At 72.7% G+C, this 15,131-nt stretch carries 15 protein-coding genes; 11 read left to right on the top strand and 4 right to left on the bottom strand.

Annotated features, from left to right (window positions below; translation table 11 throughout):
- Positions 1-141: 141 nt before the first annotated feature.
- The 6 genes from ACGFWJ_RS26345 (at position 142) to ACGFWJ_RS26320 (ending at position 6,635) form a co-directional block, all read left to right on the top strand.
- Positions 142-2,562 (top strand): DEAD/DEAH box helicase, encoded by a 2,421-nt coding sequence (locus tag ACGFWJ_RS26345; protein WP_392953960.1) that lies wholly within the window; start codon positions 142-144, stop codon positions 2,560-2,562.
- 191 nt (positions 2,563-2,753) lie between these two features.
- A complete protein-coding gene (locus tag ACGFWJ_RS26340) occupies positions 2,754-3,608 on the top strand; it encodes an alpha/beta fold hydrolase (protein WP_392953957.1) in 855 nt (284 codons plus the stop codon).
- A gap of 418 nt (positions 3,609-4,026) precedes the next feature.
- The gene (locus ACGFWJ_RS26335) at positions 4,027-4,170 is read left to right on the top strand and encodes a hypothetical protein (protein ID WP_167349416.1); all 144 of its coding nucleotides are present in this window, start codon (positions 4,027-4,029) and stop codon (positions 4,168-4,170) included.
- A gap of 259 nt (positions 4,171-4,429) precedes the next feature.
- Positions 4,430-5,068 (top strand): DUF6758 family protein, encoded by a 639-nt coding sequence (locus ACGFWJ_RS26330; protein ID WP_392953954.1) that lies wholly within the window; start codon positions 4,430-4,432, stop codon positions 5,066-5,068.
- A gap of 47 nt (positions 5,069-5,115) precedes the next feature.
- Positions 5,116-5,964 (top strand): PHP domain-containing protein, encoded by an 849-nt coding sequence (locus ACGFWJ_RS26325; RefSeq protein WP_392953952.1) that lies wholly within the window; start codon positions 5,116-5,118, stop codon positions 5,962-5,964.
- Between the two features lie 53 nt (positions 5,965-6,017).
- Positions 6,018-6,635 (top strand): MarC family protein, encoded by a 618-nt coding sequence (locus tag ACGFWJ_RS26320; RefSeq protein ID WP_387637610.1) that lies wholly within the window; start codon positions 6,018-6,020, stop codon positions 6,633-6,635.
- 40 nt (positions 6,636-6,675) lie between these two features.
- Here ACGFWJ_RS26320 and ACGFWJ_RS26315 read toward each other — a convergent pair whose 3' ends face one another.
- The gene (locus tag ACGFWJ_RS26315) at positions 6,676-7,326 is read right to left on the bottom strand and encodes a suppressor of fused domain protein (RefSeq protein WP_387637612.1); all 651 of its coding nucleotides are present in this window, start codon (positions 7,324-7,326) and stop codon (positions 6,676-6,678) included.
- 436 nt (positions 7,327-7,762) lie between these two features.
- Here ACGFWJ_RS26315 and ACGFWJ_RS26310 point away from each other — a divergent pair, with 436 nt between their 5' ends.
- Positions 7,763-8,878: a magnesium and cobalt transport protein CorA gene (locus ACGFWJ_RS26310; RefSeq protein ID WP_387637614.1), complete on the top strand. Its 1,116-nt coding sequence runs from the start codon at positions 7,763-7,765 to the stop codon at positions 8,876-8,878.
- Positions 8,879-8,896: 18 nt separating this feature from the next.
- Here the strand turns inward: ACGFWJ_RS26310 and ACGFWJ_RS26305 are convergent, their stop codons facing one another.
- Positions 8,897-9,814 (bottom strand): DMT family transporter, encoded by a 918-nt coding sequence (locus ACGFWJ_RS26305; RefSeq protein WP_392953949.1) that lies wholly within the window; start codon positions 9,812-9,814, stop codon positions 8,897-8,899.
- Positions 9,815-9,934: 120 nt separating this feature from the next.
- On the opposite strand from ACGFWJ_RS26305, the gene ACGFWJ_RS26300 reads away from it, so the two are divergent.
- The 4 genes from ACGFWJ_RS26300 to ACGFWJ_RS26285 all read left to right on the top strand — a co-directional run bounded on the left by ACGFWJ_RS26300 (position 9,935) and on the right by ACGFWJ_RS26285 (position 13,725).
- Entirely contained in the window at positions 9,935-10,468 is a 534-nt protein-coding gene (locus ACGFWJ_RS26300; RefSeq protein ID WP_392953946.1) for a hypothetical protein, read from the top strand.
- 137 nt (positions 10,469-10,605) lie between these two features.
- On the top strand, positions 10,606-11,889 hold the full coding sequence (locus tag ACGFWJ_RS26295) for a magnesium transporter MgtE N-terminal domain-containing protein (protein ID WP_392953943.1): 1,284 nt from the start codon (positions 10,606-10,608) through the stop codon (positions 11,887-11,889).
- The gene (locus ACGFWJ_RS26290; protein WP_392953940.1) at positions 11,879-12,508 is read left to right on the top strand and encodes a DUF1003 domain-containing protein; all 630 of its coding nucleotides are present in this window, start codon (positions 11,879-11,881) and stop codon (positions 12,506-12,508) included. The genes ACGFWJ_RS26295 and ACGFWJ_RS26290 overlap by 11 nt, the downstream gene beginning before the upstream one ends.
- A gap of 56 nt (positions 12,509-12,564) precedes the next feature.
- Positions 12,565-13,725 (top strand): Mrp/NBP35 family ATP-binding protein, encoded by a 1,161-nt coding sequence (locus ACGFWJ_RS26285; protein WP_387865619.1) that lies wholly within the window; start codon positions 12,565-12,567, stop codon positions 13,723-13,725.
- A 79-nt stretch (positions 13,726-13,804) separates the two neighbouring features.
- Here the strand turns inward: ACGFWJ_RS26285 and ACGFWJ_RS26280 are convergent, their stop codons facing one another.
- Together ACGFWJ_RS26280 and ACGFWJ_RS26275 are read right to left on the bottom strand one after the other, a co-directional pair.
- Positions 13,805-14,461, bottom strand: coding sequence for a hypothetical protein (locus ACGFWJ_RS26280; protein ID WP_387865620.1), 657 nt, complete (start codon positions 14,459-14,461; stop codon positions 13,805-13,807).
- A gap of 209 nt (positions 14,462-14,670) precedes the next feature.
- Entirely contained in the window at positions 14,671-15,093 is a 423-nt protein-coding gene (locus ACGFWJ_RS26275; RefSeq protein WP_387637633.1) for a sec-independent translocase, read from the bottom strand.
- Between the last annotated feature and the right edge of the window lie 38 nt (positions 15,094-15,131).

The raw sequence follows: 15,131 nt of genomic DNA, 5'->3' as shown, positions 1-15,131 counted from the left end.
GCCCCTCCACACGGAAGAGGCAGCACCCTGTCCACCACCGCCGAACCCATCAAGACGACCTTCCGGGAACTCGGGATCCTCCCGGAGACCGCCGAGGCCCTGGAGGCCGTCGGCATCGTCCACCCCTTCCCGATCCAGGAGATGACCCTGCCGGTCGCGCTGACCGGCCACGACGTCATCGGCCAGGCCAAGACCGGCACCGGCAAGACCCTCGGCTTCGGCCTTCCGCTGATCGAGCGGGTCGTGGTCAAGGCCGACGTCGCCGCCGGCCGGGCCACCACCGAGCAGCTCACCGACAGCCCGCAGGCGCTCATCGTGGTCCCCACCCGCGAGCTGTGCACCCAGGTCACCAACGACCTGCAGACCGCCGGCAAGGTCCGCAACGTCCGCGTCCTCGCCGTGTACGGCGGCCGCGCCTACGAGCCGCAGGTCGAGGCCCTGAAGAAGGGCGTCGACATCGTCGTCGGCACCCCCGGCCGCCTGCTCGACCTGGCCGGCCAGCGCAAGCTCGACCTGTCCCAGGTCCGCGCGCTGGTGCTGGACGAGGCCGACGAGATGCTCGACCTCGGCTTCCTGCCCGACGTCGAGAAGATCATCACCATGCTGCCCGCCAAGCGGCAGACCCTGCTCTTCTCCGCCACCATGCCCGGCCAGGTCATCTCGCTGGCCCGCCGGTACATGAGCCAGCCCACCCACATCCGGGCCGCCGCACCGGACGACACCGGCACCACCGTCGCCAACATCGAGCAGCACATCTTCCGTGCGCACTCGCTCGACAAGGTCGAGATGGTCTCCCGGATCCTGCAGGCCGACGGCCGCGGCCTGGCGATGATCTTCTGCCGCACCAAGCGCACCGCCGCCGACGTCGCCGACCAGCTCACCAAGCGCGGCTTCGCGGCCGGCGCGGTCCACGGCGACCTCGGCCAGGGCGCCCGCGAGCAGGCGCTGCGCGCCTTCCGCAACGGCAAGGTCGACGTCCTGGTCTGCACCGACGTCGCCGCCCGCGGCATCGACGTCGAAGGCGTCACCCACGTCATCAACTACCAGTGCACCGACGACGAGAAGACCTACCTGCACCGGATCGGCCGCACCGGCCGGGCCGGCGCCTCGGGCACCGCCGTCACCCTGGTCGACTGGGACGACATCCCGCGCTGGCAGCTCATCAACAAGGCGCTGGACCTGCCGTTCAACGACCCGGAGGAGACCTACTCCACCTCCCCGCACCTGTACGAGCTGCTCCGCATCGCGCCCGGCACCAAGGGCATCCTGCCCCGCTCCGAGCGCACCCGGGCCGGCCTCGCCGCCGAAGAGGTCGAGGACCTCGGCGAGACCGGCGGCCGCGGCCAGCGCGCCGCGGGCCGCAACGGTGGCGGCCGCGGTGGACGGGGCGCTGCCGCCCCCGAGACCCCGGCTCCCGCCGAGCGTCCGTCCCGTCGCAGCCGCGAACGTCGCCGCACCCGCGGCGGCAGCTCCGTCGCCGACGCTCCGGCCGCACCCGAGGTGACCACCGCCGAGCAGCCCACCGCCGCTCCGGCCGCACCCGGTGAGGGCCGCAGCTCGCGTCGCCGCAACCGCAACCGTCGCAACTCCGCGGCCGCCGCGCCGGCCGTGGTCGAGACGGTCGCCGAGGTCGCCGAGGTCGCCGTCGAGACGGCTGCCCCCGCGGTCGTCGCGGAGCCGGTCGCCGAGACCCCCGCCGCCCGCACCCCGCGCAAGCGCACCCGCAAGGCCGCCGCCCCCGCGGTCGAGACGGTCGCCGAGGTCGTCGTCGAGACGGCTGCCCCCGCGGTCGTCGTGGAACCGGTCGCCGAGACCCCGGCGGTCCGCACTCCCCGCAAGCGCACCCGCAAGGCTGCCGCCCCCGCGGTCGAGACGGTCGCCGAGGTCGTCGTCGAGACGGTCGCCCCGGCGGTCGTCGCGGAGCCGGTCGCCGAGACCCCGCGCAAGCGCACCCGCAAGGCCGCGGCCGCGCCGGTGGTCGAGGAGACCGTCGAGGCCCCGGCGCCGCGCAAGCGCGCGACCAAGAAGGCTGCCGCCGCTGTCGAGGTCGTCGCCGAGGAAGCCGCTCCGGCTCCCCGCAAGCGGACCACCAAGAAGGCCGTCGCCGCCGTCGAGGCCGTGACCGAGGAAGCCGCCCCGGCGCCGCGCAAGCGCGCGACCAAGAAGGCCGTCGCCGCCGTCGAGGTCGTCGCCGAGGAAGCCGCTCCGGCTCCCCGCAAGCGCGCGACCAAGAAGGCCGTCGCCGCCGTCGAGACCGCGGCGGAGGAGATCCCGGCGCCGCGCAAGCGGACCACCAAGAAGGCCGTCGCCGCCGTCGAGGCCGTGACCGAGGAAGCCGCGCCGGCCCCGCGCAAGCGGGTCACCAAGAAGGCTGCCGCCGCCGTCGAGGTCGTCGCCGAGGAGGCCACCCCGGCTCCCCGCAAGCGCGCGACCAAGAAGGCCGTCGCCGCCGAGGTCGCGACCGAGGAAGCCGCACCGGCCCCGCGCAAGCGCGCCGTCAAGAAGGCCACGACCGAGGAGATCCCGGCCCCGCGCCGGACCCGCAAGGCCGTGGAGAAGTAACACCGCACCACCCCACCCGCCGGGGAGGGCCCGACCACCAGGTCGCGCCCTCCCCGGCGGCATTTCCGCCGCCCTGCCACGGCGCCGCCCCGCCCCTCGGCGTTTCCCCCGGCTCCGGCCGCCGGAGGCGGATTTGTGCTGCGTAGGGTGGCCCCGGGTTGTCGGGTGATCTGCCGGGAGGGCACGGAGATATGAGTACGCCGCCGTTTCTGAAGCTGCCGGGGTGTGTGCGGGCGGTCCGGGTGGGTGGGCTGGCGGCGTTGTGGGGGGAGCCGGTGGGGCCGGCGCGGGGGACGGCGTTGCTGGTGCCGGGGTTCACCGGGAGCAAGGAGGACTTCATCGCGCTGCTGGAGCCGCTGGCCGGGGCCGGGTTCCGGGTGGTCGCGGTGGATCAGCGCGGCCAGTACGAGTCGGGTGGCCCGGCCGACCCCGAGGCGTACTCGGTGCGAGCGCTGGGGGCGGACGTCCGGGCGCTCTCCGCGGAGCTGAAGGCCGAGGGCGGGCCGCTGCACCTGCTGGGGCACTCGTTCGGTGGTCAGGTGGTGCGGGAGGCGGTGCTGTCGGCGCCCGGCGCGTTGCCGTGGGCGTCGCTGACGCTGATGTCGACGGGGCCGGGGGCGATCGATCCGGCGGAGGCGGCGCGGACGAGGCTGCTGCTGGACGCGCTGGAGTCGATGGACCTGGAGTCGATCTGGCAGGTGATGCGGCAGCTGGAGGGTGAGCGGGTGCCGCCGCTGGATCCGGAGATCGCGGACTTTCTGCACCGTCGCTGGCTGGCGAACCTGCCGCAGGCGCTGAAGGCGGCGGCGGCGCACCTGGTGGCCGCGCCGGACCGGGTGGACGAGTTGGCGGCGGTCGGGCTGCCGAAGCTGGTGCTGTCCGGCGAGCGGGACTACGCCTGGCCGGTCGAGGAGCAGTCGCGGATGGCGGAGCGCCTGGGCGCGCTGCGCACCGTGGTGCCCGGCGCGGGGCACTCGCCGAACGCGGAGCGCCCGGCCGAGACGGCGGCGGCCCTCGCCTCGTTCTGGTCCGCGCAGGGCGCGTGACGGCGGGGCGCACCGTTTTCCCGGCGGATCCGGGCCATGGGCGGGCCTTCTGACGGTTGATCAGAAGTCGGCTCCCGTTTTCGCGCGACAAGGATCGTTAGCTCGGGTAATATTTGATTCAGTCCGGAATCAGAACCCTCCGACGGCCGCACCCTCCTCCGGCCGTCGAAATGACGGATTTACCGGCGGGAAACCGCCGGGTAGCAGCGTCGCGGCACAGTGAGACAGGGGCATCGTCGCCCCACTCCGGCTGCCGCACTGTAAGTGCCGCTGAAGAAGTCCTGCTTGAGAGTGGGGGGAGCGACGGGTGACTGCACCTGCCGGACGTCCGACCCAGCCAGCGCCGGCAGGCCATCGCACGATGGCCTACCGCCGGCCGAGTCCGCCTCGGAGCCCGAGGACGGGAAGGGAGAGGCCCATGCGTTTCGAGATCCTTCGTCTGGATCACGCCGGAGCGGAGACCGATCGACTGATCGCCGACGCGGCGACCGTCTCCGAGTACCTGAAGACCGCCGCGCAAACGGGCGAACGCCTGTACATCCGGCCGTGCAAGGCCGTGTGACCGAACGCGGACGAGCCGCCGAGCCGTCCGACGTTCCGATACCCGGCTGACGCCCCGTCACCACAGGAGACCCCTGGGACGACGGGGCGTCAGTGTGTTCGGGGGCCGCGACCTGCGGGGGGTTTGGTGCCCTGCCGCCCGGGACATCTACCCTGCCGGACCCGGGCCGTTGCCGGGGCGGCGTGTGGCGGCTCGTGGCGGACTCCTTCCGGGTGATCGTCCTTGACGCAGCAGTCCGGAGGGAGGACCGTTGTCGGTTATGAGGGGCGAGCCAAGCTGTCCGCGATGTGCCGGTCGGGTCCGCGCCCCCGGCCTCTTCTCCGACACCTGGCAGTGCGACCGGCACGGTGCCGTACACCCGATGCAGCCGGTACTGCCCCCCAGTATCGAAGCCCTGAACGTTGCCGTGAACCGCTCCCAGGTGCCCGTCTGGATGCCCTGGCCGCTGCCGGTCGGCTGGCTGTTCACCGGGATCGCGCACGCGGGTGACGACCTGTCGGGGGCGCGCGCCACCGCCGTCGCCTGCTCGGGGCCGGCCCCGCTCGGCGGGTTCGGCGAACTGGTGCTGGTGGCCGAGGAACTGGGCATCGGCCTGGGCGCCCGCTACGCGGGACTGGACGGGCCGGACCCGGGCGAGGACGTCGCGCTGTACAAGCCCGCGGACGCCAAGCTGATGGCGGCCGGCCGGCCGACCCCGATGTTCCACGTCCCCGACGCCCCGGACGACCGGGCGGTGTACGTCGGCGAGGCCCGCGGCCTGTGGCTGTGGGCGATCGCCTGGCCCGAGCAGTCGGCGCTGCTGATGCACGACGAACTGGTGCTGACGGACCTGCGCGACGCGGGGGCCGAACTCGGCCTGCTGCCCTGCGGGGCACTCTCCCCCCGCCTGCTCGGCTGAGCCACTCCCCGCCCCTGCCGTCCCGGCGGCTCCCTATCCTGGGCGCCATGCGTATCGATCTGCACGCCCACAGCAATGCCTCGGACGGCACCGACTCCCCGGCCGAACTGGTCGCCAACGCGGTGGCCGCGGGCCTGGACGTGGTGGCGCTGACCGACCACGACACGGTGGCCGGGTACGGCGAGGCGACGGCCGCGCTGGCCGGGACGGGCCTGACCCTGATTCCGGGCGCCGAACTCTCCTGCCAGGTGGGCGGGATCAGCATGCACCTGCTGGCGTACCTGTTCGACCCGGCGGAGCCGGCCTTCGCGGCCGAGCGGGAGCTGGTGCGCACCGACCGGTTCCGGCGCGCGCGGGCGATCGTGGAGCGCTGCCGGGAGCTGGGCGCGCCGATCAGCTGGGAGCAGGTGCAGCGGATCGCCGGGGCCGGTTCGGTAGGCCGTCCGCACATCGCGTCCGCGTTGGTGGAGGCGGGCGTGGTGGCGAGCGTCTCGGACGCGTTCACGCCCGAGTGGCTGGCCAACGACGGGAGGGCGGACGTCCGCAAGCACGAGACCGACCCGGCGCTCGCGGTGCGGCTTGTACGGGCGGCGGGGGGCGTACCGGTTTTCGCTCACCCCGGAGCGGACAAGCGGGGCCGGACGGTGTCGGACCAGGTGATCGCCGATCTTGCGGCGGCCGGGCTGGCCGGCCTGGAGGTCGACCACACCGACCACGACGAACCGACCCGGGCCCGACTCCGCACGCTGGCAAGCGAGTTGGGGCTTTTCGTGACGGGCTCCAGCGACTACCACGGCAGCCGCAAGATCGTCCGACTGGGCGAGTACACCACTGCGCCAGAGGTGTACGAAGCACTGGTGTCCCAGGCGACCGGAGCCACTCCCATCACCGGCTGAAAGACCCGGCGCGTCCCGCCGCACCCGGGGTCCGAAGCGCGCACAATCCCGGCATGCTCACCGTCATCGACGGCAAGGTCTTCGGCTCACTCTTCATCACGCTGTTCGTGATCATGGACCCGCCGGGCATCATGCCGATCTTCCTGGCGCTCACCTCCGGCCGGACGCAGAAGGTGCAGCGCCGGATGGCCTGGCAGGCCACGCTGGTGTCACTCGGGGTGATCACCTGCTTCGGGCTGTTCGGGCACCAGATCCTCGACTACCTGCACGTCTCGATCCCGGCCCTCCAGGCCTCCGGCGGGGTCCTCCTGCTGCTGATCGCGCTGGACCTGCTGACCGGCCGGATCGAAGAACCCACCCAGACCAAGGACGTCAACGTCGCCCTGGTCCCACTGGGCACGCCGCTGCTGGCCGGGCCCGGTGCGATCGTCGCGGTCATCCTGGCCGTACAGGGGGCCAGCACCGGAACGCAGCACCTGGCGCTCTGGTCGGCGATCGTCATCATGCATCTGATCCTCTGGCTGACCATGCGGTTCTCGCTGTCGATCATCCGGGTGATCCAGGAGGGCGGCGTGGTCCTGATCACCCGGCTGGCCGGCCTGCTGCTGTCGGCGATCGCGGCGCAGCTGGTGGCCAACGGGGTGTTCGGCTTCATCGAGCTCCACCCCTAGGCCTCCACCCCTGGGCCTCCACCCGCGGGCCGACGCGGGCTCAGTCCAGCGGGACGCCGCGGCGGTTCGGGTCGCGCAGGTCGGTGCCGTGCTTCAGCCAGCGTTCCTCCAGGGCGCCCGCGCCCTGGACACGCTTGAACGCGGCCTCGTTGGGCGTCATCGGCAGCAGCGGCAGGAAGCGCACCGCCTCGGCGGGGGCCGGGAGTTCGAGGTCCTCGACCAGGCCGCCGGGCTCGGCGGCCAGCACCGAGGTGAACGGGGCGCCGGTCCACAGCGGGGAGCCCAGGTCGAGCGAGCCGCCGGGGGCCACCACCAGGCCCTCGACCTGCGGGCTGGCGGCGAACACCACCAGCGCCTTGTGCACCTCGTCCCGCCCGCCGCGCACGGTCAGCACCAGCTCGGCGCGCGGGCCGCGCACCGGGTCGGCGACGGGCGAGGACGGGTCGGCCATCGGGGCGGCGGCCATGCCGAGCGTCGCGTAGCGGACCAGGCCCTCGGCGTCCGGGCCGAAGCGCAGCACCTCGATGCGGTCCGCGCCGACGAAGGTGACCGCGGCGCGGCCGGAGGGATCGCCGAAGGTGCTGATCAGCCGCGCCTCGACGGCGGCCAGAACGGTCTGCCGGGTCGGGCCGGAGCCGTGGCCGGCGTCGGGATCGGAGAAGTCGCCGAAGAGCGGGAAGTCGTGCGCCATGCCGCGACCTTAGCGCGCGGCGCGCGGGCAAGCTTTGGCGCGACCTTTACCCGGCGGACGCCGAACTCCGGGGCTCAGTACGGGGAAGAGCTGTTAATGTGAGCGGTCGGCCTTGTGAATACGAACCAGGGCCGCGACGGCCCCCGCGCGGGCCCCGGCGTGGAGGAGGTGGTCACGGTGGACAGCAGTCGACCATGCAGTACCGGCAGCTCTCTCCGGCCCACCCTGGCCCGCCGCCTTCACGGCTGACCTGGGCTCACACGCAGCGTGGCGTCCGGCCGGGAGAGCACCTTCCCCGGGGTCGAGCCGTCGAAACCCGCCCAGCAACGGCTTTCTGGCGCACCATCGGCTCCGGCGTGTCCACCGGTGTTTTCCGCCGTCGCGTTCGCCCTGCCCTGCCGGGGTGCGCGCCGGTCCGGCCCAAGGAGTCCGCGCCATGTCGATGATCAACAACCTGCGCGCCGCCGTCGTCCGCCCGACCCGCCGCCGGGCCGGTGACGATCTCGGACTGCCCTCCGGTACCAGCCCGTCCGCGGTGGTGGACTGCGCCGTCTACCAGCAGGGCAAGCGGATCGGCGAGACCTGCAGCCCGCGCGAGGCGGCCCGGCAGGTGAAGGCGGCCCACCAGAGCGGGCCCGGCTCGTTCAGCTGGATCGGCCTGCACGAGCCCACCGAGGCCGAGTTCGAGGGCATCGCCCAGCGCTTCGGCCTGCACCCGCTGGCGGTGGAGGACGCGGTGCACGCGCACCAGCGTCCCAAGGTCGAGCGATACGACAACATGCTGTTCGCGGTGTTCAAGACCGTGCGCTACATCGAGCACGAGCAGCTCACCCCGACCAGCGAGGTGGTCGAGACCGGCGAGCTGATGGTGTTCGCCGGCCCCGACTTCGTGATCACCGTCCGGCACGGCGCGCACTCCTCGCTGCGCGCCCTGCGGCTGCGGCTGGAGGCCGACGCGGAGGGCACCGGCCTGCTCGCCCTCGGCCCGGCGGCGGTGCTGCACGCGATCGCCGACCACGTGGTGGACAACTACCTGCTGGTCGCCGAGCGGCTGCAGAACGACGTGGACGAGATCGAGTACGGCGTGTTCGCCAACCGCGGCGGCAGCGGCGCCGACGTCGGGCGGGTCTACCAGCTCAAGCGCGAGGTGCTGGAGTTCAAGCGCGCCGTCACCCCGCTGCTGCGGCCGATGCTGCAACTGGCCGAGCCCGTCGCGCGGCTGGTCGACCCGGAGATGCAGAAGTACTTCCGGGACGTCGCCGACCACCTGGCCCGGGTCAGCGAGCAGGTGCAGGGCTTCGACGAACTGCTCAACTCGCTGCTCCAGGCCAACCTGGCGCAGGTATCGGTCGCCCAGAACGAGGACATGCGCAAGATCACCGCGTGGGCGGCGATCTTCGCCGTCCCCACCATGATCACCGGCGTGTACGGCATGAACTTCGAGCACATGCCGGAACTCCAGTGGACGTACGGCTACCCGACCGTGCTCGGCGTGATCGCGCTGATCTGCGTCGGCATGTACCGGGGCTTCCGCCGCAACGGCTGGCTGTGAGGCCGACCGGGCGGAGCGTCAGCGGCGCTCCGCCCGGGCCACCAGGACCAGGCCCAGCAGGATCATCCCGACCGCCGGGTAGGCGGCGATCGGCGGCCACTGGCCCAGCCACACCGCCGCGATCAGCGCCGCGCCCGGGGTCTCCAGCAGGATCGCCGTCGAGGTGACCGACGGGCCCAGCGTGCGCACCACCCGGTTGCTCAGCGAGTGCCCGAGCAGCTGCGCCGCCACCATCAGCAGGACGATCTGCCACCACGCGCCGGCCGGCCAGCCCGACAGCCGCGTACCCATCAGCAGACACACCGCCAGCAGCGCGACCGCGCAGGTCGCGTAGCAGATCAGGGTGTACGCGGTGGTCGACACGGTGCGCCGCACCTCCGCGCCCAGCAGCACGTACCCGGCCGCCGCGGCGCCCGCGGCCAGCGCCAGACCGTCCCCGAGCAGGGCGCGCAACGACACCGACAGATCGACGCCGGTCAGCACCAGCACGCCCGCGAACGCCAGCCCCGTGCCCAGCCACACCAGCCGCGGCGCGCGCACCCCGAACAGGCGCATCAGCAGGATCGTCCACAGCGGAGTCGTCGTCACCAGCGCGGTCGCGGACGCCACCGACGTCATCCGCAGGCTGGGCATCCACAGCGCGAAATGCAGCGCCAGCAGCACACCCGCCGCCATCGCCAGCAGCAGCGACCGCCGGGAGATCCCGCGCAGCTCGGCCCGGTGCCGCCACAGCGCGTACGGGCCCAGCACCGCCACCGACATGCCGTTGCGCCAGAACGCGATCGCCAGCGCGGGCGCGGCCGTCGCGCTGATCAGCGGGGCGGACAGCGAGATGCCCGCGATCGACACCGCCAGCAGCAGCAGGTCGGTGCGCGGCAACACCCGCTGCTGATCGGCCACCGCGGGCGCGGCGGGGGCGGTCCTGGTGGCGGGCACGGTTCTCCTTCGGCGGACGGGGCGGGGCAGGAAACACCGTAAGGGCTGTCCGCCCGTCATGGCACTGTCGTCCCGGGGGATGGAACCGTCCCCCGAGGACCAGGCCGTACGCTGTGCGGCATGGAGCGTACGACGACCGCGAGCCCGGCAGACTTCCTCGACCGGGCCCTGGTGGAGGAGTCCGCCAAGAAGTCCGGCCTGCTCTGGGTGCAGCCCGCCGGGCAGCCGCACGCCCGTCCGCTCTGGCACGCCTGGCACGACGGCGCCGTGATCGTCGTCGGCGACGGCGCCGAACAGCCCCTGCACGGCCTCGCCGCCGGCACCACCGCCACCCTCACCGTCCGCAGCAAGGACAAGGGCGGCCGACTGGTCACCTTCCCCGCCACCGTCACCGCCGTCGCCCCCGGCACCCCCGCCTGGGACGGTGCCGTCGAGGAACTCAAGGGCAAGCGCCTCAACGCCCCCGACACCGACACCATCGGCGACCGCTGGGCCCGCGAGTGCCGCATCCTCCGCCTGGAGCCCGCCGGCCCCCTCGCCCCCCACCCCGACGGCGCCCTCACCGCCACCCCCGTGCCCACCCCGGCCACCACCCGCAAACCGATCCCGGCCGGCCTCCCGAAGCTCCTGTTCAAGAAGAAGCAGAAGCGCTGAGCGCAAGCAGGCACGTGGGGAACTGCGCGGGACGGAAGGCACCCGCCAAGAAGATCGCGGCACCTCAATGACCTGCCGCCCCGACGCGCCACCGATAGATTTGGGTGGTTGTGTCCGTTTCCCCCCGAGGGAGTCGCATGGCGGGGCCAGGCAGCCGAGTGTTCATCTCCCACCTCTCCGGGGTCGCGGTGTTCGACCCGAACGGCGATCAGGTGGGCCGGGTCCGTGACGTGGTGGTCTCGTTGCGTCTCGGTGGCAGCCCGCCCAGGGTTCTCGGGCTGGTGGTGGAGGTGATCGGCCGCCGCCGGATCTTTCTGCCGATGACCCGGGTGACCAGTCTGGAGTCCGGCCAGGTGCTCTCCACCGGCCTGCTGAACATGCGTCGGTTCGAGCAGCGTCCGTCGGAGACGCTGGTGCTGGCCGAGCTGCTCGACCGCACCGTCACCCGCACCAAGACCGCCGACGAGGTGACCGTGCTGGACGTCGCGATGGTGCAGACCCGCCTGCGCGAGTGGGAGATCGACAAGGTTTTCGTCCAGGTCGGGAAGCCTCCGTCCCGGCTGCGCAAGGCCAAGGGCGAGCAGTTGCTGCTCGACTGGTCCGCCGTCACCGGTTTCTCGCTGTCGGAGGAGGGTCAGGGCGCGGCCAACCTGCTGGCCACGTTCGAGCAGTTGCGTGCGGCCGACCTGGCGAACGTCATGCACCACCTGTCGGCGAAGCGCCGGGCGGAGGTCGCGGCGGCGCTCGACGACGACCGGCTCGCGGACGTCCTGGAGGAGCTTCCGGAGGACGACCAGGTGGAGATCATCGGCAAGCTCAAGGAGGAGCGGGCCGCGGACATCCTGGAGACCATGGACCCGGACGACGCCGCCGACCTGCTCTCCGAACTGCCCACCGAGGACGCCGAGCGGCTGCTGCGTCTGATGGAGCCCGCCGAGGCGGCGGAGATGCGCCGGCTGCTCTCCTACGAGGAGGACACCGCGGGCGGCCTGATGACCACCGAGCCGATCGTCCTGGAACCCGATGCCTCGGTCGCCGAGGCGCTCGCCCGGGTGCGGATCTCCGACACCAAGCCTGCGCTGGCCGCTCAGGTGTACGTGTGCCGCCCGCCGAACGAGACTCCGACCGGCACCTATCTGGGCACCGTGCACTTCCAGCGGCTGTTGCGCGAGCCCCCGTACACGCTGGTCGGTTCGATCGTGGACGACGACCTCGACCCGCTGCCGCCGAACACCCCGCTCCAGCTGATCACGTCCTACCTGGCCACCTACAACCTGGTGGCGGCGCCCGTGGTCGACGAGGACGACCACCTGCTGGGCGCGGTCACCGTGGACGACGTGCTGGACCACCTGCTGCCGGACGACTGGCGCGAGGGCTCGGCGCACGGCATCCCCACCGACGAGGTGCTCGATGGACAGTGACCGCAAGCGCCACCACGACTCGCCGGGCCAGCGGATCCAGGGCGAGCTGCGCCAGCTGCGCCAGCTGCGCGAACTGCGGACCCGGGAGCAGCGCGTGCGCCGCGAGGAGCGCCCCGGCCAGTCCCCGGGCTCCCGTTCCCGGCTCGACCAGCCGCGCACCGGCCGCCCGGGCCTGATCCACCTGCCCGCCTGGGACCCGGAGGCGTTCGGCAAGCTCTCCGAGCGGATCGCCCGTTTCCTGGGCACCGGCCGGTTCATCGTCTGGATGACGGTGGTGATCATCGCCTGGGTGGCGTGGAACACCCTGCTCCCGCCCGGCGTGCGCTTCGACAGCTACCCGTTCATCTTCCTCACCCTGGTGCTGTCGCTGCAGGCCTCGTACGCGGCCCCGCTGATCCTGCTCGCGCAGAACCGCCAGGACGACCGCGACCGCGTCAACATGGAGCAGGACCGGGCCCGCAGCGACCGCAACATCGCCGACACCGAGTACCTGACCCGCGAGGTCGCGGCGCTGCGGCAGGGCCTAGGCGAGGTCGCCACCCGCGACTTCATCCGGTCCGAACTGCAGTCGCTGCTCCGGGAGATCGACGAACGGCGGGAGCCCGCCGAGCCGTTGTGACCCGCGGCACGCTACCGGCGAGTCGGGGGCGGGGCGCAGCGCCGTACCATCAACACATGGCCAACGAGACAGAGGTGGCGGCCGGGGTGACGGAGCAGTCCGTCCAGGAAGCCCTGGCGACCGTCCACGACCCGGAGATCAACCGTCCGATCACCGAGATCGGCATGGTGAAGTCCGTCGAGATCGGCGACGGCGGCGCGGTGAAGGTCGCGGTGTACCTCACCGTCTCGGGCTGTCCGATGCGCGAGACGATCACCCAGCGGGTCACCGACGCGGTGTCCGCCGTTCCCGGCGTCACCGCCGTCTCCGTCGAGCTCGACGTGATGAGCGAGGAGCAGCGCCGCGAGCTGTCGCAGCTGCTGCGTGGCGGCGCCCCGGAGCGGGAGATCCCGTTCGCCAAGCCGGGCACCCTGACCCGGGTGTACGCGGTCGCCTCCGGCAAGGGCGGCGTCGGCAAGTCCTCGGTGACGGTCAACCTGGCGGCGGCGCTGGCCGCGGACGGCCTGAAGGTCGCCGTGGTGGACGCCGACATCTACGGCCACAGCGTGCCCCGCATGCTGGGCGTCGAGGGCCGGCCCACCCAGGTGCAGGACATGATCATGCCGCCGGCGGCGCACGGCGTGAAGGTCATCTCGATCGGCATGTTCACCCCGGGCAACGCGCCGGTGGTGTGGCGCGGCCCGATGCTGCACCGCGCGCTGCAGCAGTTCCTCGCCGACGTGTACTGGGGCGACCTGGACGTCCTGCTGCTCGACCTGCCGCCCGGCACCGGCGACATCGCGATCTCGGTCGCACAGCTCGTCCCGAACGCCGAGATCCTGATCGTCACCACCCCGCAGATGGCCGCCGCCGAGGTCGCCGAGCGGGCCGGCACGATCGCGCTGCAGACCCACCAGAAGATCGTCGGCGTCATCGAGAACATGTCGGGCATGCCGTGCCCGCACTGCGACGAGATGATCGACGTCTTCGGCACCGGCGGCGGTCAGACCGTCGCCGACGCCCTGACCCGCAGCGTCGGCGCGACCGTTCCGGTCCTCGGCTCCATCCCGATCGACGTCCGCCTCCGCGAGGGCGGCGACGACGGCCGCCCGGTCGTCCTCTCCAACCCGGACTCCCCCGCCGGCTCCGCCCTGCGCACCATCGCGGGCAAGCTCTCCGGCCGCCAGCGCGGCCTGTCCGGCCTCTCCCTGGGCCTGACCCCGAAGAACAAGTTCTGACGGACCCCCAGCACCACGAACGGCCCCGGGCACCTGCCCGGGGCCGTTTCTGCTGGAGCCGTAGGGTGTCCGGCCGGGCCTACCGTCCGTCGTAGGTCGCCAGGTCGGGGACGGTGGTGAAGCCGATGCCGTACGCGGAGACCGAGCGGCCGTAGGCGCCGATGAGGACGCCGGGGGCCTCGCCGGCCAGGACCCAGCCGTATTCGGATTCGCGGTAGCGGAAGGGCTGCGGGACGCCGTTGACGGGGAGGGTGAGGGAGGACCAGGCGGGGCCGTCGAGGTCGTCGGCCAGGTCCCAGGCGAGGGTGGACTGCTGGTCGAGCCAGTGCTGGCGCAGGGTGCGGTCGAGGTTGCCGGGCCAGGTGGCGGCGAGCAGGCCGGAGCCGGCCAGCCAGGCGGCGGAGGACGCGGAGGTGGCTTCCAGGGTGCCGGTGTTGTCGGCGCTGCGGCGGACCTCGCGGCGGGCCACGGTGACCACCAGCGCGAAGCGGCGGGTGTCGCGCGGTTCGGGTCCGCGGGCGGGTTCGTCGCCGTGGCCGAGGGTGCCGTAGTCGGGGAGGTCGGACTGCGCGGCACGTGAGTTCTGGCCGGTGCCGACCTGGCCGAGCCAGCGGCGGCCGGTCCAGCCCTCGTCCAGGCCGTACCAGGGGAAGTCGGCGGCGCGGTAGGGGGCGAGGGGGTCGGCGGCGGGCCGACGCGTGGCGGCGGGTTCTGCGGTCGTTTGCGTGGCGTCCACTGCGGGCCTCCTCGGCTGTGCTCCTGCCACGGGCGGGCTCCATGGTGGCGCACCGCGGCCCCTCCGTCCGGGAAAACCGGGCCGGACACGGCCGGGCGTGACGGACCGCACAGCGCCCGCCGTCCGGGGAGGTAGTGGACACGATAGCGGCGCGGACGACGACGCCCCGCCTGCCGGGCGGGGCGTCGGGGTCGGGCGGGGAGCGCCGGTCAGGTGGCGTCCGGGTCGAACGGCGGGCGCTCGCCGGCCGCGAGGGCCGGGCCGTTGCTCAACGGGGAGGCCGGCTTGGAGAAGTCGACCGAGGCGCTCGGGGTGCGCGTCGGCTCGCCGTTCAGCGCGGACTTGAGGTCGACGCTGTCCTTGAGGTCCTTCAGCCCGAGCGGGTCGTCGTTGTCGCCGAGCAGTTGCTTGCGGACGAAGGTCTTCGGGTTGAGGTCCTCGAAATCGAAGTTCTGGAACTCCGGCCCGAGTTCGCTGCGGATGTCGTCCTTCGCGTTGTCCGCGAAGGAGCGGATCTTGCGAATGAACGCCATGGTGTCCTGAATCAGCTTCGGAAGCTTGTCCGGCCCGAAGATCACGATGGCCATGATGACGATCGTCAGGACCTCGAGTCCGCCTATGTCTCCGAACACCTGAACTCCCAGCCACCCGACAACGCTGAACCAAGGGT

It is taken from the genome of Kitasatospora sp. NPDC048407, from assembly GCF_043200475.1.
In the GTDB taxonomy this organism is placed as follows: domain Bacteria; phylum Actinomycetota; class Actinomycetes; order Streptomycetales; family Streptomycetaceae; genus Kitasatospora.
Note: the sequence above shows the minus strand (reverse complement) of the source record. Positions and strands in the feature narration are given on the sequence as shown.

What these genes read in the sequence shown, in the direction of transcription:
- ACGFWJ_RS26345 (WP_392953960.1), top strand. Translation starts at nt 142, where the DNA reads ATGACCCTGCCGGTCGCGCTGACCGGCCACGACGTCATCGGCCAGGCC.
- ACGFWJ_RS26340 (WP_392953957.1), top strand. Translation starts at nt 2,754, where the DNA reads ATGAGTACGCCGCCGTTTCTGAAGCTGCCGGGGTGTGTGCGGGCGGTC.
- ACGFWJ_RS26335 (WP_167349416.1), top strand. Translation starts at nt 4,027, where the DNA reads ATGCGTTTCGAGATCCTTCGTCTGGATCACGCCGGAGCGGAGACCGAT.
- ACGFWJ_RS26330 (WP_392953954.1), top strand. Translation starts at nt 4,430, where the DNA reads ATGAGGGGCGAGCCAAGCTGTCCGCGATGTGCCGGTCGGGTCCGCGCC.
- ACGFWJ_RS26325 (WP_392953952.1), top strand. Translation starts at nt 5,116, where the DNA reads ATGCGTATCGATCTGCACGCCCACAGCAATGCCTCGGACGGCACCGAC.
- ACGFWJ_RS26320 (WP_387637610.1), top strand. Translation starts at nt 6,018, where the DNA reads ATGCTCACCGTCATCGACGGCAAGGTCTTCGGCTCACTCTTCATCACG.
- ACGFWJ_RS26315 (WP_387637612.1), bottom strand. Translation starts at nt 7,326, where the DNA reads ATGGCGCACGACTTCCCGCTCTTCGGCGACTTCTCCGATCCCGACGCC.
- ACGFWJ_RS26310 (WP_387637614.1), top strand. Translation starts at nt 7,763, where the DNA reads ATGTCGATGATCAACAACCTGCGCGCCGCCGTCGTCCGCCCGACCCGC.
- ACGFWJ_RS26300 (WP_392953946.1), top strand. Translation starts at nt 9,935, where the DNA reads ATGGAGCGTACGACGACCGCGAGCCCGGCAGACTTCCTCGACCGGGCC.
- ACGFWJ_RS26295 (WP_392953943.1), top strand. Translation starts at nt 10,606, where the DNA reads ATGGCGGGGCCAGGCAGCCGAGTGTTCATCTCCCACCTCTCCGGGGTC.
- ACGFWJ_RS26290 (WP_392953940.1), top strand. Translation starts at nt 11,879, where the DNA reads ATGGACAGTGACCGCAAGCGCCACCACGACTCGCCGGGCCAGCGGATC.
- ACGFWJ_RS26285 (WP_387865619.1), top strand. Translation starts at nt 12,565, where the DNA reads ATGGCCAACGAGACAGAGGTGGCGGCCGGGGTGACGGAGCAGTCCGTC.